We start from the raw sequence: 23,525 nt of genomic DNA on the forward strand, positions 1-23,525 counted from the left end.
CGACTTCGCCCGTTACGTCGACGTGTACTCCACCACCACGGGCTTCCCGTACGCCTCGACGCTGTACACCGGGCACCGCCGCGGTCACCAGTACGCCGTTGACAAGAAGGTGACGCACACCGGTGGCACGCTCACGATCGACCGGAACGCGTGGGATGCACCGGTCGCGACCGTGGGGGGGGCTGAGGCCGCCGGTCGTGGCTGACTGAGCGGCCACACCGAACTCCCCACCGGAGCTCCCGCCTGGCGGGCCGGGCCGACGGGACGTGCCGTCGGACCGGCCCGCCGCGGGCGGGAGGCCGGGTCAGTCCGGTCCCGCCAGTACGAGGTCCTGCCGTCCGGCGCGTCGTCGCACCCGCGCACCCCACACCGCCGCCCCGGCCAGCACGAGCAGCGCACCTGCTCCGACCGTCGAACCGGCCCGCAGCCCGGGCGGCCGGAACGTGCAGTCCACGGAGGACGCGTGGGCGGGGACCGGCACCGCGACCAGTCCCAGATAGGAGTCCGCGGGGCGCCCCTCGCAGCTCCAGCCCGCGATCCGGGGCGCGGCGAGCACGACGGTTCCGCTGCTTCCGGGCGGCAGTTCGGCCCGGATGCCGTCATCGGTGACGTGGACGGACGTCGCTCCTGTGCGCCGCAGTCCGGTCGTGGCCGCGGCCAGCCGGTCCCGGTCCAGACAGCCGAGGGCCTCGTCCGGCAGGGTCCCGGCACGGAGGGACCGCAGCGTGACCACGACCTGCCCGTCGGGGCCCACGATCTGTCCAAGTGGTTCCATCGCCGCGCGGCGGGCCGGCAGCAGGCCCCGGAGCTCGGTCTGCCGGCCCGCCCCCGGCTGATCGCTCACCCGAGCCGAGCCGAACACTCCGGGCGCCCACAGATAGACCTCGCTGCCTGCCGGACAGAGGGCGGTCAGCCGGTATGTGCCGCGCCCCACCCGGTGGGTGCGGTCGCCCTGTTCCTCGACCGGAGCGCCGCTCACCGTCCGGAGCGCCGTCCGCGGCACGGTATAGACCCGTGAACCGAGCAGCGACTCCTGGTTCCGGAACGGCGACGGGCCGAAGGACGGCGCCGCGCCTGGTTGGCGCACCGTCACCAGCGGCGGCACCTGCTGCCGGGCCACCGTCACCGGCCGGTCGTCCGGTGTGTCCCAACGCTGGTCCGGGTCACGCGGCCCGTGGACCCGAGCACCGACCGAGAAGATCGCGTCGGTGACAGGGTTGTCCATGCTCTGCATGGCCCGGCCGTTGGACGTCCAGCCGGCGCCGAGGGCGGCGAGCGTGCGGGTCAGTACGGCCGGCGTATGGCTGCTGTAGTACGCGCCGCCCTGACCGCCCACGAGCAGCGGATCGTTGGCGGTGGTCCGCTCCCCACCGGGGTCGGTGCGGTAGCGGGGCCAGCCGTCCGCGCGGGCCACCGCGTCGGCCTGTACGCGTTGCCGCTCGCCCCAGGGCGCGTAGTGATCGAGCCGGGCCAGGCGCTGCCGGTCGGCGAGCGCGGCGGTCGCCGCGGCCTGTCCCAGCAGCGCACCGGTCAGCAGCACGGCGACGAGACCCGCCCGACGGCCCCGGGCGGGCAGGGCGAGCGCGGCGGCCGTCGCCACCAGACCGGCCGCGAACAGCAGGTACGACCGGTGCGTGGCCAGGTCGCTGAAGGCCGCCCCTGCCGCGATCAGCGCCAGCACGGCGCCTCCGCCGAGCAGGGCCCGGGGCCCCGGCGGTCCGTACGAGACCGAGATCCAGGCAGCGATCACCACCAGACCGGCGAGCACGAACGTCTGCCGGTACGGACTGCCGTTGGGCGTCGCGAACGCGTGCCAGAGGAGATGGGTCGGCCCCCACTGCAGCGACAGCCCGACCCCCGCCACCAGCCCTGCCCACGCCCACCGTTCGCGCCGCGGTACACCCCGCTGGAAGGCGAGTGCGCAGGCCGGAAGCAGCGCGACGGCGCTCAGGAAGAGGGCGGGGGTGAAGAAGCCGTACGTGCCGGGGAACAGCCGGGCGAGCACATCGGGCCAGGCAGCGGGCTGGAACGTCTGGTCCCAGCCGGGGTAGGCGTGTTTCGTGCCCAGGTAGACGGGAATCAGGACGGGCGCCGCGAGCCCGATCCCCACCAGCACGCTCCCGGCCGCCCGCGCCAGCACCCGTATCGCAGCCTTCGCCCGCCCGGGTCCCTTCTCGCCCTCCGTCAGCAGACGTACCACCAGCACCAGGGCGGCCCCCAGGGTCGCCATGTACGCCGTATAGAAGTTGGCGACCCACACCACCGCGACGAGCAGCGGAGCCACCAGGCGATGGCGTCCCGTCCGGGCCCACTCACCGACCAGACAGAGCAGTGGCAGGGCGATCAGACCGTCCAGCCACATCGGGTTGTACGACGCCTCGGCGACCGACCAGCCGCACAACGCGTACGAGCCGCCGAGCACCCCGGCCAGCCACCAGCGCCCGCCCCGCAGTGTCAGCAGCAGGAATGCCATCGCTGCCGCGGCGGACGCCATCTTCACCACGGTCACCACGTACACCGCGAGGTCGATGCGGTCCCGCGGGAAGACCCCGACGAGCAGTGCGAACGGGCTGCTCAGGTAGGTGCCGAAGTCCGGCAGGAAGCTGGTGCCGTATCCGGAGGACCAGTTCAGGAGCAGCCCGCCGTCGGCGTGTCCGTGCAGCAGGTCCCAGAGCCGGGCGTGGAACGGCACGAACTGATTGCCGAGATCATTGACGCTCCGGGTGCGCGGCCCGAACGGAAAGCTGCGGGCCACGGCGTCACCCGCGCACACGGCGGCCGTGGTGATCAATGCGGCGAGCGTGACCGCGGCCGTGCGGGGACGGAAAGTCGGCATACGGACGAATATCGCATCCGTGAAAGTGATGAGCAGGTGGAACCTCTCATTCAATAGTTCAATTCACGTAATGGTCGCCCGTTGTCCATGTTTGCCCTCCATGCCTGACGCACCGACAGAGTGAGATGCTTCCGTGCTGATCTCGTTGGTAGTGCCTTGTTTCAACGAGGAGGAAATCCTCGAACGTTTCCATGCCCGTGCCACGGACGAAATGAGCCGGCTGGGGCATGATTTCCAGATTGTCTACGTCGACGACGGCAGTGCGGACCGCACGCTGCTGATCCTGGAGGAGCTGGCGGTAGCGGACCCGCGGATCCGCTACCTCTCCTTCAGCCGCAATTTCGGCAAGGAAGCCGCCATGCTCGCCGGCCTCCAGCACGCCGACGGCGATGCGGTCGTCATCATGGACGCCGACCTTCAGCACCCGCCCGAGCTCGTCGGCCGCATGCTGGAGGAGCACGCCCACGGCTACGACCAGGTGATCGCCCGCCGCAACCGCAAGGGCGACCGCGTCACCCGCACCCTCGGGGCCCGCGCCTACTACTGGCTGATCAATCGCCTGGTGGACGTGGAGCTGGTCGACGGGGTCGGTGACTTCCGGCTGCTGTCCCGGCGTACCGTCGACGCGGTCCTCGAACTCACCGAGTACAACCGTTTCTCCAAGGGTCTGTTCGCCTGGGTCGGATTCCGGACGACGACCTTCGGATACGAGAATGCCGTCCGTGAGAAGGGCAGTTCCGCCTGGACGCTCGGGAAGCTTCTCAACTACGGGCTCGACGGGCTGCTCTCCTTCAACAACAAGCCGCTGCGCGCCGCCCTGTACCTGGGGATGGCGCTGATGTCCGTCGCCTTCGCCTATGCCGCCTGGATCGTCGGCGTCGCCCTGGTGAAGGGTGTGGACACGCCCGGCTATGTCACGCTGATCGTCGTGGTCACGGCGCTCGCCGGGGTCCAGATGGTGATAGTGGGTGTCGTCGGCGAGTACGTCGGCCGCATCTATTACGAGGTGAAGCGGCGCCCGCACTTCTTGGTGAAGGCGTCCAATACCGGCGTACCGAATCAGCAGCGGCCGCGGGAGTTCGTACGCCGATGACGGTCACGGCCCAGATGGCCCGCTTCGCACTCGTCGGCGTCGTGAACACCGGTACGTACTACGGCTTCTACCTGGCCCTGCTGTCAGTGCTGCCGTATCTGGCCGCGCATGTGATCGCGTTCGCGTTGAGCATGATCGGTTCGTTCCTGCTGAACTCGTACTTCACGTACCGGACCCGGCCCACCTGGCGGAAGTTCCTGCTCTTCCCGCTCACCAACGCCGCCAACTTCGTCATCACGACCGGTGGTGTCTGGCTGCTGGTCGACCGTGCCGGCTTCAGCAGCCGCTACGCACCACTGGTCGCGGCGGTGGCGGCCATCCCGATCACCTTTGTGGTCTCCCGCGCGATCATGCTGCGGCCGGACGTGAGGCCCGAAGCGGTCGAACGCGTGCGCTGAGCACAGCGGATTCGGCCCACATCCCCAACTCCTTCCGAATCGTTGGTCGAACCAGTGGCCCGGATCACGCCCACTGCCTAACATCGATCACCGCAAGGTCTTGTGCACCGCCGCACAATCTCTCCCCGGGAGGCTCCTTTGCACCGCCGCCGTCGCACCGCGCTCGTCGTCTCCGCCGCCATGCTCGTCGCGGGGCCGCTGCTCTCCGCCTGCGGGAACCAGGCCCACCCAGGTGCCGCAGCCGTGGTCGGAGGGGACCGGATCGAGGTGTCCACCGTGCAGGCCCAGGTGGCGGAGGTACGCACCGCGCAGCGCGAGTCCGACCAGTCCGTCCAGCTCATCAGCAAGTCGGGGCAGCTCGGCCGGGCCAAGCTGCACGGGCTGATCTTCGACCGGATCCTGGACAAGGCCGCCGCGGACGCGAACGTGACGGTCAGCCGCAAGGAGATCCAGGAGATGCAGCAGTCGGCGGCCACCCAGTCCGGGGGAGAGGAACAGCTGCGGACGACGATGCTCGAGCAGAGCTGGGTCGCCCCGGAGCAGATCGAGGCCGTCCTGCGCGAGCAGGTCCAGCTGACGAAGCTGGCCCAGGCGCTCGGCGCCGACCTGCAGCAGCCCGCCGGGCAGAAGGCCGTCGGCGACGCACTCACCGCGGCATCGAAGTCGCTGCACATCGACGTCAACCCGCGCTTCGGTACCTGGGACGACAAGCAGACCCAGCTCGCCAACTACAAGGCCCCGTGGATCACCCAGGTCACCAAGCCCGCCCAGCAGGAAGCCGCAGCAGGCGCGTAGGTAGGTTGGTGGGGTGAACGCTGAAGATCCCGGTCGTATCGTCCTGCTCACCGCCAGCCACCGGGTCGCGCCCGGGCTGCTGTCCTGGCCGGCCTGGCAGACGCTGCACGCCGCCGACCGGGTGCTCTGCGCCGAGCAGGACCACGCCCAGCTGCCGTATCTGCGCGAGGCGGGCGTCACCGTCGAGCACACCGCGCCCACCGCGCAGGAGCTCGTCGACGCCTGCGCCGGCGGCCGGACCGTCGTGGTCGTCACCGGCGGCGAGGGCAACCAGCCGCTGACGGACGGCCTGGCCCGGCTCGCCGGATCGGGCCGGGTGCAGATGCCGAACCTGGAGCTGCTGCCCGGCTCGTACGATCTGCCGGGCGCCCGCCTCCTCGATCTCGTCCAGGTCATGGACCGAATCAGGGCCGAGTGTCCGTGGACGTCGCAGAAGACCCACCAGGGACTCGCCAAGTACGCCATCGAGGAGGCGTACGAGCTGGTCGAGGCGATCGAGGACGGCGACCGTGACGAGCTGCGCGAGGAACTCGGGGACGTACTCCTTCAGGTCGTCTTCCACGCCAGGATCGCGGAGGAGGACGAGGACCAGCCGTTCTCCGTCGACGACGTCGCGGCCACCCTCGTCGAGAAGCTGATCCACCGCCATCCGCACGTCTTCGGCGACGAGACCGCCGAGACCCCGGAGGACGTGCACGCGCACTGGCTGCGCACCAAGGCCATAGAGAAACAGCGCGACTCGGTCACCGACGGGGTGCCGCTCGGCCAGCCAGGCCTGGCGCTGGCGGCGAAGCTGGCCGGCCGGGTCCGTACCGCCGGACTCGATGTGGCGCTCCCCGCGGGGGACGGCATCGGGTACGAGCTCCTCGCCCTCGCCGTACGCGCGGAACAGGACGGCACCGACCCCGAGGCCGCACTGCGGGCCGCCGGCCGTGCCTACCGGGACGCGATCCTCGCGGCGGAGGGCAACGGATAACGTCAGGGGGTGAACGACAGCCCCGCCGACACCCCCGCCGACGCTCCCGAACTCTTCACATGGGAGTTCGCCACCGACCCGTACCCGGCCTACGCCTGGCTGCGCGAGCACAGCCCCGTGCACCGCACCGCGTTGCCCAGCGGGGTCGAGGCATGGCTCGTGACGCGGTACGCGGACGCCCGGCAGGCCCTCGCCGACACCAGGCTCTCCAAGAACCCGGCGCACCACGACGAGCCGGCGCACGCCAAGGGGAAGACCGGCATCCCGGGCGAGCGCAAGGCGGAGCTGATGACGCATCTGCTGAACATCGACCCGCCCGACCACACGCGGCTGCGCCGCCTCGTCTCCAAGGCGTTCACGCCGCGCCGGGTCGCGGAGTTCGCGCCGCGCGTGCAGGAGCTGACGGACCGCCTCATCGACAACTTCATCGAGGAGGGGAGTGCCGATCTCATCCATGACTTCGCGTTCCCGCTCCCCATCTACGCGATCTGTGATCTGCTAGGCGTCCCCCGTGAGGACCAGGACGACTTCCGGGACTGGGCGGGCATGATGATCCGCCACGGCGGCGGCCCGCGCGGCGGGGTGGCGCGTTCGGTGAAGAAGATGCGCGGCTATCTCGCCGAACTGATCCACCGGAAGCGGGAGAACCCCGGGGACGATCTGATCTCGGGGCTGATCCGGGCCAGCGACCACGGCGAGCACCTCACCGAGAACGAGGCCGCCGCCATGGCCTTCATCCTCCTCTTCGCCGGCTTCGAGACGACGGTCAACCTGATCGGCAACGGGGTGTACGCCCTGCTGCGCAACCCCGGGCAGCGGGAGCGGCTGCAGCGCTCGCTCGACGCGGGGGAGACGGGGCTGCTGGAGACCGGCATCGAGGAACTGCTGCGGTACGACGGTCCGGTGGAGCTGGCGACCTGGCGGTTCGCCACCGAACCGCTGGAGCTGGGCGGGCAGCGGATCGCGGCGGGCGACCCCGTACTGGTGGTCCTCGCCGCCGCGGACCGGGATCCGGAACGGTTCGCCGACCCCGACACCCTCGACCTCTCCCGGCGTGACAATCAGCACCTCGGCTACGGTCACGGCATCCACTACTGCCTGGGAGCGCCGCTCGCCCGGCTGGAGGGACAAGCCGCGCTGGCCACCCTTCTGAGGCGCCTCCCCGATCTGCGCCTTGCGGTGGAACCTACCGATTTGCGGTGGCGCGGGGGGCTCATCATGCGCGGACTGCGCACTCTTCCCGTGGAGTTCCATCCCGGACATCGCTCCGGTGAAGGTGACGCTCTGTCAACTCCGTGACTTTCACGTGATCTGCGCTGCATCGACTTGTGACAAGCGTTCGAGTGCCGCTACGTTCACCGTTCGACTCACCAGTCACTTGTCAGTCACACGGAAGGCAACTCCATGGGCTCCGCGAACGGCAGACACCGTCGCCCTCGTCAGGCACCTGCCATCGTCGTCGCCGCAGGCGTCACCGGCTCGGCCATCGCCATCCCGCTGCTCGGCGCGGCCGGCGCGCACGCGGCCGACGCCACGACCTGGGACCGGGTCGCCGAGTGCGAGAGCGGCGGCATGTGGAGTGCCGATCTCGGCAACGGCTTCTACGGCGGTCTCCAGTTCTCGCAGGACACCTGGAAGTCGTACGGCGGTGAGGCGTACGCCTCGCGTGCCGACCTCGCCAGCCGCTCGCAGCAGATAGCGGTCGCCGAGAAGGTCCTCGACGACCAGGGGCCACGGGCGTGGCCCAGCTGCGCGGTGATCTCCGGGCTCACGGTGGACGGAGCGCTGCCGGGTGTCGACCCGGGAAGCCTGCTGTCGACCGACCCGACGGAGAGCGCGGACCCGTCCGACGAGGCCTCGGACGAGGCGTCGGACGAGGCGAACGCCACGGGCGGATCGAAGTCGTCGTCCGACAAGTCGTCGGAGAAGTCGTCCGGCAAGGCCTCGGGGCAGGCGTCGGGTGCGGCATCGAGCGAGCCGTCGGCCGACGTGCCGGATACGTCCGGTTCAGCCGACTCGTCCCGATCTTCCCGCTCTTCGGGCAACGAGACGGGTGGTAAGCACCGTGGCGCGCCGGCTCCCGAGGTGAGCCAGGGCATGGGAACGGGTGGTGACCGCGACTCGGGCCGCCATGCTTCCCGCGGTAACAGTGACGGACGCGACACGCGCGACTCGGCCGCCGACGGCACATACACCGTTCGGCCGGGCGACAACCTCTGGGCAATTGCTGATGCACAGAAGGTTCATGGCGGATGGCCGGCGCTCTATGAGGCAAACAAGAGTGCTGTCGGCGACGACCCGGATCTCATTCTTCCTGGCCAGAGCCTCGATCTCGGTGTGAAGGCGGAGTGAGACCAATCTGATCAACAGCTTAAATCACCCCAAAAATAGGGGTAGTTCAGAGGCCTATGTCCACTTATGCGTAAGTGAGACATGGGTCTCTTTGCGTTAATCGGCGTGTCTTGTCGGTCAGGCCTGTCCGTATTGCCCCCCACCTGCGAAAACGATGACCGGCCGGACGTGAGTAGGGGATGATTGTCGGTTATGTCCGTCTTTGAATGTGGGGGTTGCGTGCGTTTACGGTCGGAACCGCTCGCACCGCGGGCCCCGTCGATCGTCACGCCGAATCCTGCCGTCGGTCGAAGGGAACAGACGCGTAAAGCGCCGTAGGCAGGAGCGGGGGACCCAGGTAAGCGCCGGAACCGATGGTCGAAGGACCGTCAGGACCGGCTTGGGGTGAAGTCGCGTGCTAGGACATGCGGCCGGGCAACTCACTTGGCCCGAACCCGACAGCTCACCTCGTAGGCGTCGGTGAGGAGAAGTTGCATGCTGCTGAACAGCAAGGGCAAGCACCGTCGCCCGTCCAAGGCCGTCCGTGTGGCCACGCTCGCCGGTGTCGCCGGTGCCGCCATCGCCGTTCCCCTGATGGGCGCCACGGGCGCCTCCGCGGCCTCCGTCGCCACGTGGGACGCCGTCGCCCAGTGCGAGTCCGGTGGCAACTGGTCCATCAACACCGGCAACGGCTACTACGGCGGCCTGCAGTTCTCGCAGTCCAGCTGGGCTGCCGCCGGCGGCACGCAGTACGCCCCGCGGGCCGACCTGGCCACCAAGGCCCAGCAGATCGCCACCGCCGAGAAGCTCCTCGACATGCAGGGTCCGGGCGCCTGGGGCTGTGCCGGCGCCGGCAACCTGACCAACGACGGTGTCGACCCGGGTGTCGACACCGGCTCCGCCGCCGCGAAGCCGGCCGCGCCGAAGCCGGCCGAGCACACCGAGGCCCCCACCGCCTCCCGCTCGGACCGCGGCACCGCCCCCGAGGCCGCGAAGACCGTCACCACGCCGACCGGCCAGAAGGTCGCGAAGGGTGACGGCGAGTACAAGGTGAAGGCCGGTGACTCGCTCAGCAAGATCGCCGAGGCGCACAAGGTGAAGGGCGGCTGGCAGCAGCTGTTCAAGCTGAACAAGAACATCGTCAAGGACGCCGACCTGATCTTCCCGGGTCAGCAGCTCCACCTGACGAAGTAGTACGAGCCTCGGCAGAAAAGCTCTCTCTCCTCCCTGAGCACCCCGACCCGGCGCGGATTCCCCCGTACGCGCCGGGTCGGGGTTTCTGCGCTCAGCGTTCAACTGTTGTGGTTACCGCTCAGTAGATTTCGCAAGATTTGCCCGTCTTCGGGTGCCCTTGGGTCCTTTTTCGTCCCAGGAGGCGGGCGGTCGCCGAACGCAGTGCGCCAAGGCGGTTAGGCTCTTGGCGCAAGGCCAAAGCGACCCTGCACAATCAGCGTCACATCCCAGAAGGAGATGCCTCGTGCCGTCCATCGACGTCGTCGTAGCCCGGGAAATCCTCGACTCCCGCGGAAACCCCACGGTCGAGGTCGAGGTCGGCCTCGACGACGGCAGCACCGGCCGTGCTGCTGTTCCGTCCGGCGCCTCCACCGGTGCGTTCGAGGCCATTGAGCTTCGCGACGGTGACCCCAACCGTTACCAGGGCAAGGGCGTCGAGAAGGCCGTCCTCGCCGTGATCGAGCAGATCGGCCCGGAGCTCGTCGGCTACGACGCCACCGAGCAGCGGCTGATCGACCAGGCGATGTTCGACCTGGACGCCACCGAGAACAAGGGCTCGCTCGGCGCCAACGCCATCCTCGGCGTCTCGCTGGCCGTCGCGCACGCCGCCTCCGAGGCCTCGGACCTGCCGCTGTTCCGCTACCTCGGTGGCCCGAACGCGCACCTGCTGCCCGTCCCGATGATGAACATCCTCAACGGTGGGTCGCACGCCGACTCCAACGTGGACATCCAGGAGTTCATGATCGCCCCGATCGGTGCGGAGTCCTTCTCCGAGGCCCTGCGCTGGGGCGCCGAGGTCTACCACACGCTGAAGAAGGTCCTGAAGACGAAGGGCCTGTCGACCGGTCTCGGCGACGAGGGCGGCTTCGCGCCGAACCTGGAGTCGAACCGCGCCGCCCTGGACCTCATCCTCGAGGCCATCAAGGAAGCCGGTTACGCCCCGGGCAAGGACATCGCGCTCGCGCTCGACGTCGCCGCCTCGGAGTTCTACAAGGACGGCAAGTACGAGTTCGAGGGCAAGTCCCGTTCGGCCGCCGAGATGACCGAGTACTACGAGGAGCTCGTCTCCGCGTACCCGCTGGTCTCCATCGAGGACCCGCTGTACGAGGACGACTGGGCCGGCTGGAACGTCATCACCCAGAAGCTCGGCGCCAAGGTGCAGATCGTCGGCGACGACCTGTTCGTCACCAACCCGGAGCGTCTGGCGCGTGGCATCGAGGAGGGCTCCGCCAACGCCCTGCTCGTCAAGGTCAACCAGATCGGTTCGCTGACCGAGACCCTGGACGCCGTCGAGCTGGCCCAGCGCAACGGCTTCAAGTGCATGATGTCCCACCGCTCCGGTGAGACCGAGGACGTCACCATCGCCGACCTCGCCGTCGCGGTGAACTGCGGTCAGATCAAGACCGGCGCCCCGGCCCGCTCGGACCGTGTCGCCAAGTACAACCAGCTGCTGCGCATCGAGGAGATCCTCGACGACGCGGCGGTGTACGCGGGCCGCTCCGCGTTCCCGCGCTTCAAGGGCTGATCGCAGGCCCGTCACGGGTCAAAGGCACCGGCCTCCGTCCGTCCCCGCACTCGGTCCCGTACCGTGTGCGGGGACGGACGTGCGTAGTGGGGAGGCGGAGACATGGCCGCGAAGGACCGGGACCGGTTCTCCACCGCGACCCGGCTGCGGCTGCTCGGAGAGCAGACCGCCGCCCGCGTCTACCGGTCCCAGAACCGCCGTCAGGCCCGCCGCTCCCGGCTCACCGGCCGGGCCGCGTTCCTCGCCCTTGTCGTCTGCTCCCTGGTGGTGGCGCTCGCGTACCCGATGCGGCAGTACGTGTCGCAGCGCGACGAGATCGCCGACCAGGAAAGGCTGGCGCAGGAGGCGGAGGCGCGCACCGAGGAGCTCCGCGACGAGAAGGCGCGCCTCCAGGACGACGCGTACATCCGGCGGCTGGCCCGGGAGCACCTGCACTACGTCCTTCCCGGGGAGACCGGTTACACCGTGGTCGACCCGGACGCGGCCGAGGAGCGCAGCGGAGGGTCGGAGGAGACCGACCGCCCGTGGCACTCCAACCTGTGGGACGGCGTGGACTCCGCCGACCGCGACTGACCTCTTCTCCCCTTTCCCGATCCGCTGCGCAACCGCAGTTCAAGCATCCCGAGTAGAACCAAGGCAGGCATGGAAACGCCCCCTCCCCAGACCGAATCCACCACGCCCACCGAGGCGGACATCGCCGCGTTCCAGCAGCAGCTCGGCCGCCCGCCGCGTGGACTGCGTGCGATCGCGCACCGCTGCCCGTGCGGCAACCCGGACGTGGTGGAGACGCAGCCGCGGCTGGAGGACGGTACGCCGTTCCCGACGACGTACTACCTGACGTGCCCGCGCGCGGCGTCCGCGATCGGAACGCTGGAGGCGAACGGCGTCATGAAGGAGATGACGGAGCGTCTGGCCACGGACCCGGAGCTGGCGGCGGCATACCGCAACGCGCACGAGGACTACATCGCCCGGCGTGACGCGATCGAGGTGCTGGAGGGCTTCCCCAGCGCGGGGGGCATGCCGGACCGGGTGAAGTGTCTGCATGTACTGGTCGGGCACTCGCTGGCGGCGGGACCGGGCGTGAATCCGCTGGGGGACGAGGCGATTGCGATGCTGCCGGAGTGGTGGCGCAAGGGGCCGTGCGTGACGCCGTGCGAACCCGCGCCCGAGTCCGGCACGTCAACCCCGTCCGGCGACCCCGGACCGGGTTCCGGGGCGGATCCCCGAGCATCACGACAGGAGCGCCCATGACCCGCGTCGCCGCCATCGACTGCGGTACCAACTCGATCCGGCTGCTCGTCGCCGACGCCGACCCGGCCACCGGTGAGCTCATCGAGCTCGACCGGCGGATGGAGATCGTCCGGCTCGGCCAGGGCGTGGACCGCACCGGCAGGCTCGCCCCCGACGCGCTCGAGCGGACCTTCGCCGCCTGCCGCCGGTACGCGGCCGTCATCAAGGAGCACGGCGCGGAGAAGCTCCGCTTCGTCGCCACCTCCGCCTCCCGCGACGCGGAGAACAGGGACGAGTTCGTCCGCGGCGTGCTGGACATCCTCGGCGTCGAGCCCGAGGTGATCAGCGGCGACCAGGAGGCGGAGTTCTCCTTCGAGGGCGCCACCAAGGAGCTCGCGGGCCGGGACCATCTCGCCAAGCCGTACCTGGTGGTCGACATCGGCGGTGGTTCCACCGAGTTCGTCGTCGGCGACGACCGGGTGCTGGCCGCGCGGTCCGTGGACATCGGCTGCGTACGGATGACGGAGCGCCACCTCGTACGCGACGGTGTCGTCACCGATCCGCCCACGCTGGGTCAGATCACCGCCATCCGCGCGGACATCGACGCCGCCCTGGACCTCGCCGAGGAGAGCGTCCCGCTCACCGAGGCCGCCACGCTCGTCGGCCTCGCCGGCACCGTCACCACCGTGGCCGCGATCGCGCTGGGACTGCAGGAGTACGACTCCGAGGCGATCCACCACTCCCGGATCTCCTTCGAGCAGGTCCAGGAGATCACCGGGCGGCTCGTGGCCTCGACCCACGCCGAGCGCGCCGCGATCCCCGCGATGCACCCGGGACGCGTCGACGTGATCACCTCAGGGGCGCTCGTCCTGCTGGCCGTGATGAAGCGGACCGGGGCCCGCGAGGTCGTCGTCAGCGAGCACGACATCCTGGACGGAATCGGCTGGTCGATCGCCTAGGCGAGGCGGCCGGGCGGGGGTGCGTACGGGCGCGGCAGGTGACACGCTCATGCGCACTCCCGCCTGCACTTTTGAGCCTCCGTCGGCTCACCGTGGACCCTTCGCGGCCCCCCTCCGGGGACACGCCACGACGAAGTTCGTGAACTTCTTCACAAGGAATTCGGCACTCCGGACCACACTTCTGCTCCGTACGGGCTTCCATGGCCGCCGACGGGTCCGCCTGCCGCGCATGCGGGACGGTTTCGAGTGTGTTTCGAGGGGGCGGGTGAACGGGGTGGTCCACCGCGCTCGGGGGGCTCAAGGGCCTGCTCACAAGCGGTGAACAACGTTCGCCGCGGCACGGTGGTTCCCCCGCACCGCCATGACCTCGGTCACGTGGGCGGCGAAGTGTAGCAGAGGGTCGGGGATACCTTGTGAAGGGGCTCACGAGCGTGCCCCCCGGGTGGGGTGGATACTCGATGGCATGAGCACCACGGAGCGTCCCAGGATCCTCGTAGTAGGCGGTGGGTACGTAGGCCTGTACGCAGCTCGGCGCATTCTGAAGAAGATGCGCTACGGCGAGGCGACCGTCACGGTCGTCGACCCCCGGTCGTACATGACCTACCAGCCCTTCCTCCCCGAAGCCGCCGCCGGCAGCATCTCGCCTCGGCATGTCGTCGTCCCGCTGCGACGCGTACTGCCGAAGGCCGAGGTTCTCACCGGCCGCGTCACGACCATCGATCAGGACCGCAAGGTCGCCACGGTCGCGCCGCTCGTCGGCGAGGCCTACGAGCTGCCCTTCGACTACCTGGTCATCGCGATGGGCGCGGTCTCCCGCACCTTCCCGATCCCCGGCCTGGCCGAACAGGGCATCGGCATGAAGGGCATCGAGGAGGCCATCGGCCTGCGCAACCACGTTCTCGAGCAGCTGGACAAGGCCGACTCGACGACCGATGAGGACGTCCGCCGCAGGGCGTTGACGTTCGTCTTCGTGGGCGGCGGCTTCGCCGGTGCGGAAACCATCGGCGAGGTCGAGGACATGGCCCGCGACGCGGCGAAGTACTACACGAGCGTGAAGCGCGAGGACATGCGCTTCATCCTCGTCGACGCCGCCGACAAGATCCTTCCCGAGGTCGGCCCGAAGCTGGGCACCTGGGGCCGGGAGCACCTGGAGTCCCGTGGTGTCGAGGTCTTCCTCTCGACCTCCATGGACTCCTGCGTCGACGGTCACGTCGTCCTGAAGAACGGCCTCGAGGTCGACTCCAACACCATCGTGTGGACGGCCGGCGTGAAGCCGAACCCGGCGCTGGCCCGCTTCGGCCTGCCGCTCGGCCCGCGCGGTCACGTGGACACCTCCGAGAAGCTTCAGGTGCAGGGCACCGACTACATCTGGGCCGCGGGCGACAACGCCCAGGTTCCGGACATGGTCGGCCGCAAGGCCGGTAACCCGAACGCCTGGTGCCCGCCGAACGCCCAGCACGCACTGCGTCAGGCCAAGGTCCTCGGCGACAACGTCATCTCCGGGATGCGCGGCTTCCCGCAGAAGGACTACAGCCACGCCAACAAGGGTGCGGTCGCCGGTCTCGGCCTGCACAAGGGCGTCGCGATGATCGTCATGGGCAAGATGAAGATCAAGCTCAAGGGCCGTCTCGCCTGGTACATGCACCGTGGCTACCACGGCATGGCGATGCCGACGTGGAACCGTAAGATCCGGATCTTCGCCGACTGGACCCTTGCGATGTTCCTCAAGCGCGAGGTCGTCTCGCTCGGCGCCATGGAGACGCCGCGCGAGGAGTTCTACGAGGCCGCCAAGCCGGCTCCGGCTCCGGCCGCCGCCAAGGCCGAGGGCGAGAAGGCCAACGCCTCCTAGTCCACCCGCGGATGCTCGCATCCGCGCAGCTTGTGCATGACCCCGAAGGGGCCGTCCGCCATCCGTGGTGCGGGCGGCCCCTTCGGCGTCCCCGGGGAGGGCCGGCCCTCCGACCCGTAAGTGCGTGTGAACTACAGGTATTTTGCCGATCCATTGCGCCGCTACGGGATGGCGTTGGCGCCGGAGAGTGTTGACCGGGGTGTACCTCGTCGTGGCACCACGGGTGCAGGGCGTGGTTCACGGCATGTTTGGGCATGTTCGGGCACGTTGGGAAACACCATCACGGAGGTGTACGCCATGGCAGACGCCGCGTTGCGGCTGACCGCTCTCGCCGAGGAGTTGCTGGGAGAACCCGTACCGGTCCGGATCCGGGCCTGGGACGGCAGTGAATCCGGACCGCCAGGTGCCCCCGTACTCGTCGTCCGGAACCGCCGCGCGCTGCGCCGGCTGCTCTGGAAGCCGGGCGAACTGGGCCTCGCCCGCGCCTGGGTGGCCGGCGAGCTCGACATCGAAGGCGATCTGTACGAGACCCTGGACCGGATGGCCGGGCTGCTCTGGGAGCGCGGGGCGGACGCGAAGGACACCGTCCACCCGATCCGGGACCCCAAGGTGCGGGCTGCCGCGCGCGGCCTGCTGCAGCTTGCCGGGCCCTGGCCGCCCCCGCCCCCGCCCCCCGAGGAGGTCCGCCGCCGCACCGGTCCCCTCCACACCAGGCGCCGCGACAAGGAGGCCATCAGCCACCACTACGACGTGGGCAATGACTTCTATGAACTGGTCCTCGGCCCGTCCATGGTCTACTCCTGCGCCTACTGGGAGGACGGCGGCAGCCTGGAGGACGCCCAGCGCGACAAGCTCGACCTGGTCTGCCGCAAGCTAGCCCTGAAGGAGGGCGACCGCCTCCTCGACGTCGGCTGCGGCTGGGGCTCCATGGCCATGCACGCGGCTCGCGAGTACGGCGCCCAGGTCACCGGAGTGACCCTCTCCACCGAGCAGGCCGCGTTCGCCCGCAAGCGCATCGCCGAAGAGGGGCTGACGGACCGGATCGAGATCCGGGTCCAGGACTACCGGGACGTCAGGGACGGCCCCTACGACGCCATCTCGTCGATCGGCATGGCCGAACACGTCGGTTCGGTCCGCTACCGCGAATACGCAGACAGCCTCTACGCACTGCTCAGGCCCGGCGGCCGGCTGCTCAACCACCAGATCGCCCGCCGTCCCGAGAAGGACGAGTCCGCGTACCACGTGGACGAGTTCATCGACGCGTACGTCTTCCCGGACGGCGAACTCGCGCCGGTGGGCCGGACCGTCGCAACGCTCGAGGAAGCGGGCTTCGAGGCCCGCGACGTCGAGTCGATCCGCGAACACTACGCACTGACCCTGCGCCGTTGGGTCGCCAACCTGGAGAAGCACTGGGACCGCGCCGTCACCATGACCTCGCCCGGCCGGGCCAGGGTCTGGCGGCTCTACATGGCGGCCTCCGCGCTCTCCTTCGAGCACAACAAGATCGGCGTCAACCAGATCCTCGTGGTGCGTCCCATGGACGGCGGGGCGTCCCGGATGCCGTTGCGAGCCCGCGAATGGAAGGCCTCCGCGGCCGACTGATCGCGTACGAACGCGGAGAGGGCCGGTACCCGCAGCTCCAGCTTGCGGGTACCGGCCCTCCGTATCAGGGGCCGGCCGTCAGCGGCTCACTCGTCACTCCGTCTTGATCGCCGTCAGCATGTTCAGCTTCGCCGCGCTGCGGGCCGGCCAGAGCGAGGCCAGTACGCCCACCAGCGCTGCCAGCACCAGGAAGACCGCGATCCGGTCCCACGGGATCACCAGGGCGTAGCCCGGGATGGCTGAGGCCAGCGTCCGGCCGATCGCCCAGCCGAGGAACGTACCGAGTGCGACACCGATCACCGCACCGAAGACCGAGATGACCACGGCCTCCAGCCGGATCATGCGCTTGACCTTGCGCCGGTCCAGCCCGATCGCCCGCAGCATGCCGATCTCCTGCTGGCGCTCGAAGACCGACATCGCCAGGGTGTTGACGACCCCGAGCACCGCGATGATCAGGGCCATCGCCAACAGCCCGTACATGATGTTCAGCGCCGTGCTGACGAAGCCGCCGAACATGTCCCTGATGTCCTGACGGTCCATCACGGACATCGCCGGGTTGTCACCCAGGGCGTCGACCACGGCCTGCTCGTTGGCCTTCGACGCGCCACCGTCCGTCTTCAGCCAGATCTCGCGGATGTCCGGGCGGCTCTGGTGCGCGTCCAGGATGTTCTTCGGCATCAGGACGGGCGAGAGGAACTCGTTCTCCTTGTAGACCGCGCCGACCTTCAGGGTGCCCTTCTTGTCGTCGTCGTACGTCACCGGGAGCGAGGTGCCGGGCTTCCACCCGTTGGACTTCGCGGTCTTGTCGCCGACGGCGATCTCGCCGTCGGCGAGCGAATCCAGTGAACCGGAGACCGTCTTCACGGAGAAGACCTTCTGCACCTCGCCCGGCGTCACCCCGGACGCCGCGTGGTAGGTGCCCTCGACCCTGATGGAGGCCGCCTGCTGGGGCGAGACCGCGGAGACGGCGTCGGACTTCTCCAGGGCGGTGAGCGCGGACTCGTCGAGCGAGTCGCCGCTCGCCATCGAGATCATGTAGTCGGCCTTGATGTTGTCCGTCGTCATCCGGTCGACGGCCTGGCCGAGCGTGACGCCGAGCACCGAGATGCCGGTGACCAGGGTGAGGCCGATCGCGAGCGCGGAGGCAGTGGCTCCGGTACGCCGGGGGTTACGGACCGCGTTCTGCGCGGCCAGCTTGCCCGAGACGCCGAACAGCTTCTGCAGCAGCGGCCGCACCAGCGCGATGACCGGCCGCGACAGCAGCGGGATCAGCACGATGACACCGATCAGCGCCACGAAGGCGCCGGCTCCGATGATCGTCCGGCCGTCCGAACCGGCCGCCGCACCCGCGACGATCCCGGCCGCACCGAGCAGGGTGAGTACCCCGCCGATCGAGTTCCGCACGACCAGCGACTTGGTGGTGGCCACCGCGTGGACGCTGCTCATCGCGGCCACCGGCGCGATCTTCGCGGCGCGGCGGGCGGGCAGCCAGGCGGCCAGCACGGTGATCAGGATGCCGACGCCGAGCGCGGCACCGATCGCGACGGGGGAGACCACCAACGGACCGGCCGGGATCTTTCCGCCGATCACGCTCATCGCCGAGCGCAGTCCGGTGGCGAGGCCGATACCGAGCACGAAGCCGATCACCGAGGCGAGCGCGCCGACGACGGCCGCTTCGAGGAGCACGGACCGTTTGACCTGGCGGCGGGAGGCGCCGACGGCGCGCAGCAACGCCAGTTCCTTGGTGCGCTGGGCGACCAGCATGGTGAACGTGTTGGCGATCAGGAAGATGCCGACGAACAGGGCGATGGCGGCGAACGCGAGCAGCATCGTGTTGAGGTTGCCCAGGCCGTCCTCGATCTGCTTCGCCTGGTCATCGGCGAGGACCTTGCCGGTCCTGGCGGTGGCGTCCTCGGGCAGCAGCGGCTCCACCGCGTCCAGCAGTTTCTGGTCGGAGGCACCGGCCGCGGCCGTGACGGTGACGTCCTGGAACCAGCCGGGCTTCAGATAGAGCTGCTGGGCGACCGAGGTGTCGAAGAGGACCAGGCTGCCGCCCGCGTTGACCGCGCCGTCCTCCGTGGTGAAGATCCCGGAGAGGGTGTACTCCTTCACCGGCCCGTTCGTGGCGACCCTGACCCGGTCGCCGACCTCGTACGCGCCCTTCTTCGCGGTCTCCTTGTCGAGTGCGATCCGGCTGTCACCGACCGGGCCCGTGCCGTCGACGAAGGTGTACGAGGCGTCCTTGCCGTTCGCGCCGGGGGCGAAGTTGCCACCGGTGTTGGACCAGCCGTTGCCGATCAGCTTGCCGCCCGGGTCGGCCACCCCGGCGAAGCCGGACACCCGGCCGGTGGCAGCGGCCACCCCGTCCAGGGACCGGATCTTCTTCAGGGTGGCCGCGTCGATGCCGGACGTCTTTTCGTCGCGTCGGTCGGCGTGGGTGGTGACGGCCACGGCGACGTCGTCGTAGCTCTTCGCCGACTGGTTGCGGAAGGCGTTGCCGAGGGTGTCGGTGAAGACCAGGGTGCCGGAGACGAAGGCCACACCGAGCATCACGGCGAGCACGGTCATCAGCAGCCTGGCCTTGTGCGCGAGCACATTGCGCAGGGCGGTACGGAACATGTCTGTCAGTCCTGGGATGGGGTCCGAAGCGGGGCGGGGAGGCGGTGGGTGCTCAGCTGGAACGGTGCTCAGCTGGTACGGCCCTTGGAGTCGAACGCCTTCATCCGGTCCAGCACCCCGTCCGCGGTGGGACGCACCATCTGGTCGACGATCGCCCCGTCCGCGAGGAAGATCACCCGGTCCGCGTAGGAGGCGGCGACCGGGTCGTGCGTCACCATCACCACGGTCTGCCCCAGCTCGCGCACCGAGTTGCGCAGGAAGCCCAGGACTTCGGCGCCGGAGCGGGAGTCCAGGTTCCCGGTCGGCTCGTCACCGAAGATGATCTCCGGCCGTGAGGCCAGGGCGCGGGCCACCGCGACGCGCTGCTGCTGGCCGCCGGAGAGTTCGGTCGGCCGGTGCTTCAGCCGGTCGGACAGACCCACCATGTCGATCACCCCACGCAGCCAGTCGGCGTCCGGCTTACGGCCCGCGATGTCCATCGGCAGGGTGATGTTCTCCAGAGCGGTCAGCGTCGGCAGCAGGTTGAACGCCTGGAAGATGAAGCCGATCTTGTCCCGGCGCAGCTGGGTGAGCTGCTTGTCCTTGAGGGAGCCGAGCTCCGTCTCGCCGAGCCGCACCGAACCGCTGCTGAAGCTGTCGAGACCGGCCACGCAGTGCATCAGCGTGGACTTGCCGGAGCCCGACGGGCCCATGATCGCGGTGAACTCGCCCTGCGGGAAGTCCACTGTGACCCGGTCCAGGGCGGTCACCTTGGTCTCGCCCTCTCCGTAGATCTTCGACAGTTCCGTGGCGCGTGCGGCCACCGCGGTGGCGCGGTGAGCGGTGGACATGGTGGTCACGGGAGACTCCTGGGTCGGGGCTCGGTTCAGGTACGGGGCCTTCTGCAAGGCACCGCTTCATCCTCTCCGCCGATTCGCCGCCGGTCGTCAGCCCCCGTGCCCGTTCCGGAGGCCCTCTTGAGTCGCATCGGCGGGGTACGCGCGTCCTCCTGCGGTATGACGGCGACCCTGATGCCGTACCGCGCGCGTCACCTCCGGGACGTCACCTGCGGCACGTCGCGACCGCCGCCCCGCACCCGGCGGTCAGCGCGGCGGCGCCGTGGAGCCGCGCGGGACGAGGCGGGCGGCGGAGTCCTCGAATCCGGCCGCGCTGCCCTCCGTGACCAGCGCCATCAGGGTGCGCGCCGCATGGCCTCCGTACGCCGGGATGTCCCGGCTCAGCGCGGTCAGCGGCGGCCGGACCACCCGGGAGAGCTGGGAGTCGTCCCAGGCGATCAGGGAGAGGTCGCCGGGGACGTCGAGCCCCATCTCCTGGGCGACCGAGAGACCGGCCACAGCCATGATGTCGTTGTCGTAGATGACGGCGGTGGGCCGCACGGCGGAACTGATCAGCCGCCGCGTGGCATGTGCCCCGTCGTCGCCGGAGTAGTCGGTGTGGACGATCAGCGGTTCGCCCAGACCCAGCTCGGCGCAGAACTCGCGCTGGGCCCGGTCGCGCAGCTGTGTGTGGATCAGATCGGGGAGCCCCGCCACCCGGGCGACGGACCGGTGGCCCAGCGCGGTCAGATACGTGAGGGTGTCGCGCACCGCCGCCGAGTCGTCCGACCATACGGAAGGGAGCGGGCCGGCCGCCGAGGGGTGGCCGATCACCACGGCAGGCATCCCGAGTTCGGCGACGCCCTCGATCCGCGGGTCGGGGCTGCGAAGGTCGGCGAGGAACACCCCGTCCACCCGGCCCTCGCCCCACCAGCGGCGGTACACCTCCAGCTCCTGCGCCGGATCGTCGACGACCTGGAGCAGCAGGGCGCAGCCGCGCGCGGAGAGTTCGCCCTCGATGCCGCTGATCAGTTCCATGAAGAACGGCTCCATGCCGAGCAGCCGGGCGGGCCGGCACAGTGCGAGGCCGACGGCGTCGGCGCGGGCCCGGGTCAGGGCGCGGGCGGCGCTGTTGGGCCGCCAGCCGATCTCCTGCGCGATGGCCTTGATCGAGGCACGGGTCGCCGGGGAGACCCCCGGCCGGTCGTTCAGCGCGTACGACACCGCGACCTTGGAGACCCCGGCGCGGCGCGCGATGTCCGCGATCGTAGGACGGTGCTTGGGCATGCGACCTCGCTTAACCGGTTCCTGTACCTCGGCCATCCTAATGACCGACTCTGCCACCTGCGACCTCCCGGAGGAAGTCGATGATCGCCCAACTGGCCTGATAACAAAGGGAATGGGAGCGCTCCCGCACCCTTGACACGACCTCTCGGCGGTCTTAACTTCACGGCACTTACCCGGTTCAGTGACTCCGCTCGGCAGGGATGGCGGGGAAGGGAGAGATGATGGGTACGGGATTCCGGGGACGGATCGCGACCACGCTCGCCGTGATCGGACTCGCCGCCACCGCGTGCACGGGAGGCGGTTCCTCGTCGGGTGGATCGGGCGGCTCCGGCGGCGGTTCGGGCGGCGCGCTTCCGCGTGACGAGACGCTCTACACGACCGGTACGCAGTGGGGGCCGCCGGCCAACTACAACCCGCTGCACGACTGGGACCACGCGACCGGCACCAAGGGCCTGGTCTACGAGACGCTGTTCCACTTCGACCCGAACGCGGGCAAGCTCACGCCCTGGCTGGCGCAGTCGGGCAGCTGGACCGCGGACAAGACCTACGAGGTGAAGCTGCGACCGGGCATCACCTGGTCCGACGGCAAGCCGCTCACCGCCCAGGACGTCGCCTACTCCTACGGGATCGGCAAGATCGAGGCGTCGTCCTTCCACAACCTGTGGACCTGGCTCGACAAGGCGGAGGCGGTGGACGCCACCACCGTCCGCTTCACCTTCAAGCAGGCCCGGTACCAGGAATGGGACTTCACCCTCTACGGGCGGCCGATCGTCCCTGAGCACATCTGGAGCAAGCGCTCCGACAAGGAAGTCCTCGACGGTGTCAACGACAAGCCGGTAGGGACCGGGGCGTACACCCTCAAGAGCCACACCCAGGACCGAGTCGTGTGGCAGCGGCGCGACGACTGGTGGGGAGTCAAGTCGCTCGACATGAAGCCGGCCCCCCGCTACATCGTCGACGTCTCCAACCCCAGCAACGAAGTGGTCATCGGCCAGCTGGGCCAGGGCCAGCTGGACCTGAGCAACAACTTCCTGCCGGGCGCCTCCTCGCTGATCAAGAGCAAGAAGGTCGTCTCGTACTACGACGAGCCGCCCTACATGCTCTCCGCCAACACCGCCTGGCTGGTGCCCAACACCAAGAAGAAGCCGATGAACGACGCGGCCTTCCGCAAGGCGCTCGCCGCATCCGTCGACGTCGGGAAGATCGTCAAGGGGGTGTACGGAGAGCTGGTCAAGCCCGCCGATCCGACCGGGCTGCTCCCGCAGTGGAACCAGTTCGTCGACCAGGACCTGGTGGCGAAGGAGGGCTTCTCCTACGACACGGGCAAGGCCAAGCAGATCCTCACCGACGCCGGGTACAAGGACACCGACGGCGACGGATTCGTGGAGAACACGGACGGCTCGAAGATCAGCCTCAAGCTGGCCGTGCCGACCGGCTGGACCGACTGGATGGAGGCCGCGAAGGTCATCGCCGCCTCGGGCAAGGCCGCGGGCATCCGGATCACCACCGAGTTCCCCGACCAGAACGCCCTCAACGAGCAGCGCGGCAAGGGCGATTTCGACCTCGTCATCAACAACGAGCGCCAGCTCTCCAACACCCCGTGGACGTACTACGAGTACATGTTCCAGCTCCCGGTCCAGAAGCAGCAGAACACGGTCAACTTCGGCCGGTACGAGAACAAGGAAGCCTGGGAGCTGGTTCAGCAGCTCGGTGGGGTGAAGACCGACGACACCGAGGGCATGAAGCAGGTCATCTCCAAGATCCAGGACATCCAGCTCAAGGAGATGCCGGTCATCCCGCTCTGGTACAACGGCCTCTGGTCGCAATCCACCACCGGGACCTGGACCAACTGGCCGTCGGACGCCTCGGGAGCGCCCAAGTACGCCCCCGCCCTGTGGCGCAACTGGCTGGAGATGGGCGGCTTCGAGGCGCTCACGCAGCTCAAGCCCGCCAAGTGACACGGCCGTTCTGATTCCA

Annotated in this window: 19 protein-coding genes and 1 riboswitch; of the genes, 15 read left to right on the top strand and 4 right to left on the bottom strand. The window is 69.3% G+C overall.

The features are described from left to right. The first annotated feature begins 22 nt into the window (after positions 1–22). Positions 23–205 (top strand): hypothetical protein, encoded by a 183-nt coding sequence (locus tag OG963_RS27025; protein WP_371799543.1) that lies wholly within the window; start codon positions 23–25, stop codon positions 203–205. A gap of 99 nt (positions 206–304) precedes the next feature. Here the strand turns inward: OG963_RS27025 and OG963_RS27030 are convergent, their stop codons facing one another. Continuing rightward, complete coding sequence (locus OG963_RS27030; protein WP_371799544.1) at positions 305–2,836, bottom strand: YfhO family protein; 2,532 nt, start codon at positions 2,834–2,836, stop codon at positions 305–307. 133 nt (positions 2,837–2,969) lie between these two features. On the opposite strand from OG963_RS27030, the gene OG963_RS27035 reads away from it, so the two are divergent. From OG963_RS27035 to OG963_RS27095, 13 genes are all read left to right on the top strand, one after another. Continuing rightward, positions 2,970–3,929, top strand: coding sequence for a glycosyltransferase family 2 protein (locus OG963_RS27035; RefSeq protein ID WP_030926851.1), 960 nt, complete (start codon positions 2,970–2,972; stop codon positions 3,927–3,929). After that, entirely contained in the window at positions 3,926–4,327 is a 402-nt protein-coding gene (locus OG963_RS27040; protein ID WP_093776529.1) for a GtrA family protein, read from the top strand. The genes OG963_RS27035 and OG963_RS27040 overlap by 4 nt, the downstream gene beginning before the upstream one ends. Positions 4,328–4,465: 138 nt before the next feature. After that, positions 4,466–5,122: a SurA N-terminal domain-containing protein gene (locus tag OG963_RS27045; RefSeq protein WP_093776531.1), complete on the top strand. Its 657-nt coding sequence runs from the start codon at positions 4,466–4,468 to the stop codon at positions 5,120–5,122. 13 nt (positions 5,123–5,135) lie between these two features. Further along, complete coding sequence (locus OG963_RS27050) at positions 5,136–6,098, top strand: nucleoside triphosphate pyrophosphohydrolase (RefSeq protein WP_093776533.1); 963 nt, start codon at positions 5,136–5,138, stop codon at positions 6,096–6,098. 9 nt (positions 6,099–6,107) lie between these two features. Beyond that, on the top strand, positions 6,108–7,397 hold the full coding sequence (locus tag OG963_RS27055; protein WP_093776535.1) for a cytochrome P450: 1,290 nt from the start codon (positions 6,108–6,110) through the stop codon (positions 7,395–7,397). Between the two features lie 105 nt (positions 7,398–7,502). Further along, positions 7,503–8,450: a transglycosylase family protein gene (locus OG963_RS27060; protein ID WP_093776537.1), complete on the top strand. Its 948-nt coding sequence runs from the start codon at positions 7,503–7,505 to the stop codon at positions 8,448–8,450. A 300-nt stretch (positions 8,451–8,750) separates the two neighbouring features. Next, positions 8,751–8,921, top strand: a riboswitch (cyclic di-AMP (ydaO/yuaA leader). Between the two features lie 3 nt (positions 8,922–8,924). Continuing rightward, on the top strand, positions 8,925–9,623 hold the full coding sequence (locus OG963_RS27065) for a transglycosylase family protein (RefSeq protein WP_030926867.1): 699 nt from the start codon (positions 8,925–8,927) through the stop codon (positions 9,621–9,623). A 283-nt stretch (positions 9,624–9,906) separates the two neighbouring features. Beyond that, on the top strand, positions 9,907–11,187 hold the full coding sequence (gene eno, locus OG963_RS27070; protein WP_030926869.1) for a phosphopyruvate hydratase: 1,281 nt from the start codon (positions 9,907–9,909) through the stop codon (positions 11,185–11,187). A 102-nt stretch (positions 11,188–11,289) separates the two neighbouring features. Continuing rightward, complete coding sequence (locus tag OG963_RS27075) at positions 11,290–11,760, top strand: septum formation initiator family protein (RefSeq protein ID WP_030926872.1); 471 nt, start codon at positions 11,290–11,292, stop codon at positions 11,758–11,760. Between the two features lie 69 nt (positions 11,761–11,829). Further along, the gene (locus OG963_RS27080; protein WP_256223686.1) at positions 11,830–12,438 is read left to right on the top strand and encodes a DUF501 domain-containing protein; all 609 of its coding nucleotides are present in this window, start codon (positions 11,830–11,832) and stop codon (positions 12,436–12,438) included. Continuing rightward, positions 12,435–13,376: a Ppx/GppA phosphatase family protein gene (locus OG963_RS27085; RefSeq protein ID WP_093776539.1), complete on the top strand. Its 942-nt coding sequence runs from the start codon at positions 12,435–12,437 to the stop codon at positions 13,374–13,376. The genes OG963_RS27080 and OG963_RS27085 overlap by 4 nt, the downstream gene beginning before the upstream one ends. A gap of 463 nt (positions 13,377–13,839) precedes the next feature. Beyond that, entirely contained in the window at positions 13,840–15,225 is a 1,386-nt protein-coding gene (locus OG963_RS27090) for an NAD(P)/FAD-dependent oxidoreductase (protein WP_030926879.1), read from the top strand. Positions 15,226–15,522: 297 nt separating this feature from the next. Beyond that, positions 15,523–16,827 (top strand): cyclopropane-fatty-acyl-phospholipid synthase family protein, encoded by a 1,305-nt coding sequence (locus OG963_RS27095; RefSeq protein WP_093776541.1) that lies wholly within the window; start codon positions 15,523–15,525, stop codon positions 16,825–16,827. 93 nt (positions 16,828–16,920) lie between these two features. On the opposite strand, the gene OG963_RS27100 is transcribed toward OG963_RS27095, so the two are convergent. The 3 genes from OG963_RS27100 to OG963_RS27110 form a co-directional block, all read right to left on the bottom strand. Then, positions 16,921–19,446, bottom strand: coding sequence for an ABC transporter permease (locus OG963_RS27100; RefSeq protein WP_093930367.1), 2,526 nt, complete (start codon positions 19,444–19,446; stop codon positions 16,921–16,923). Between the two features lie 68 nt (positions 19,447–19,514). Continuing rightward, positions 19,515–20,285 carry an ABC transporter ATP-binding protein gene (locus OG963_RS27105; protein WP_093776545.1) on the bottom strand — a complete coding sequence of 257 codons (771 nt, stop codon included), beginning with the start codon at positions 20,283–20,285 and terminating at the stop codon, positions 19,515–19,517. Positions 20,286–20,528: 243 nt separating this feature from the next. Beyond that, positions 20,529–21,548, bottom strand: coding sequence for a LacI family DNA-binding transcriptional regulator (locus OG963_RS27110; protein WP_030926886.1), 1,020 nt, complete (start codon positions 21,546–21,548; stop codon positions 20,529–20,531). A gap of 221 nt (positions 21,549–21,769) precedes the next feature. Between OG963_RS27110 and OG963_RS27115 the strand changes: the two genes are divergently transcribed. Further along, positions 21,770–23,506 (top strand): ABC transporter substrate-binding protein, encoded by a 1,737-nt coding sequence (locus tag OG963_RS27115; RefSeq protein WP_093776671.1) that lies wholly within the window; start codon positions 21,770–21,772, stop codon positions 23,504–23,506. Positions 23,507–23,525 lie beyond the last annotated feature (19 nt).

The organism is Streptomyces sp. NBC_01707 (genome assembly GCF_041438805.1).
In the GTDB taxonomy this organism is placed as follows: Bacteria; Actinomycetota; Actinomycetes; order Streptomycetales; family Streptomycetaceae; genus Streptomyces.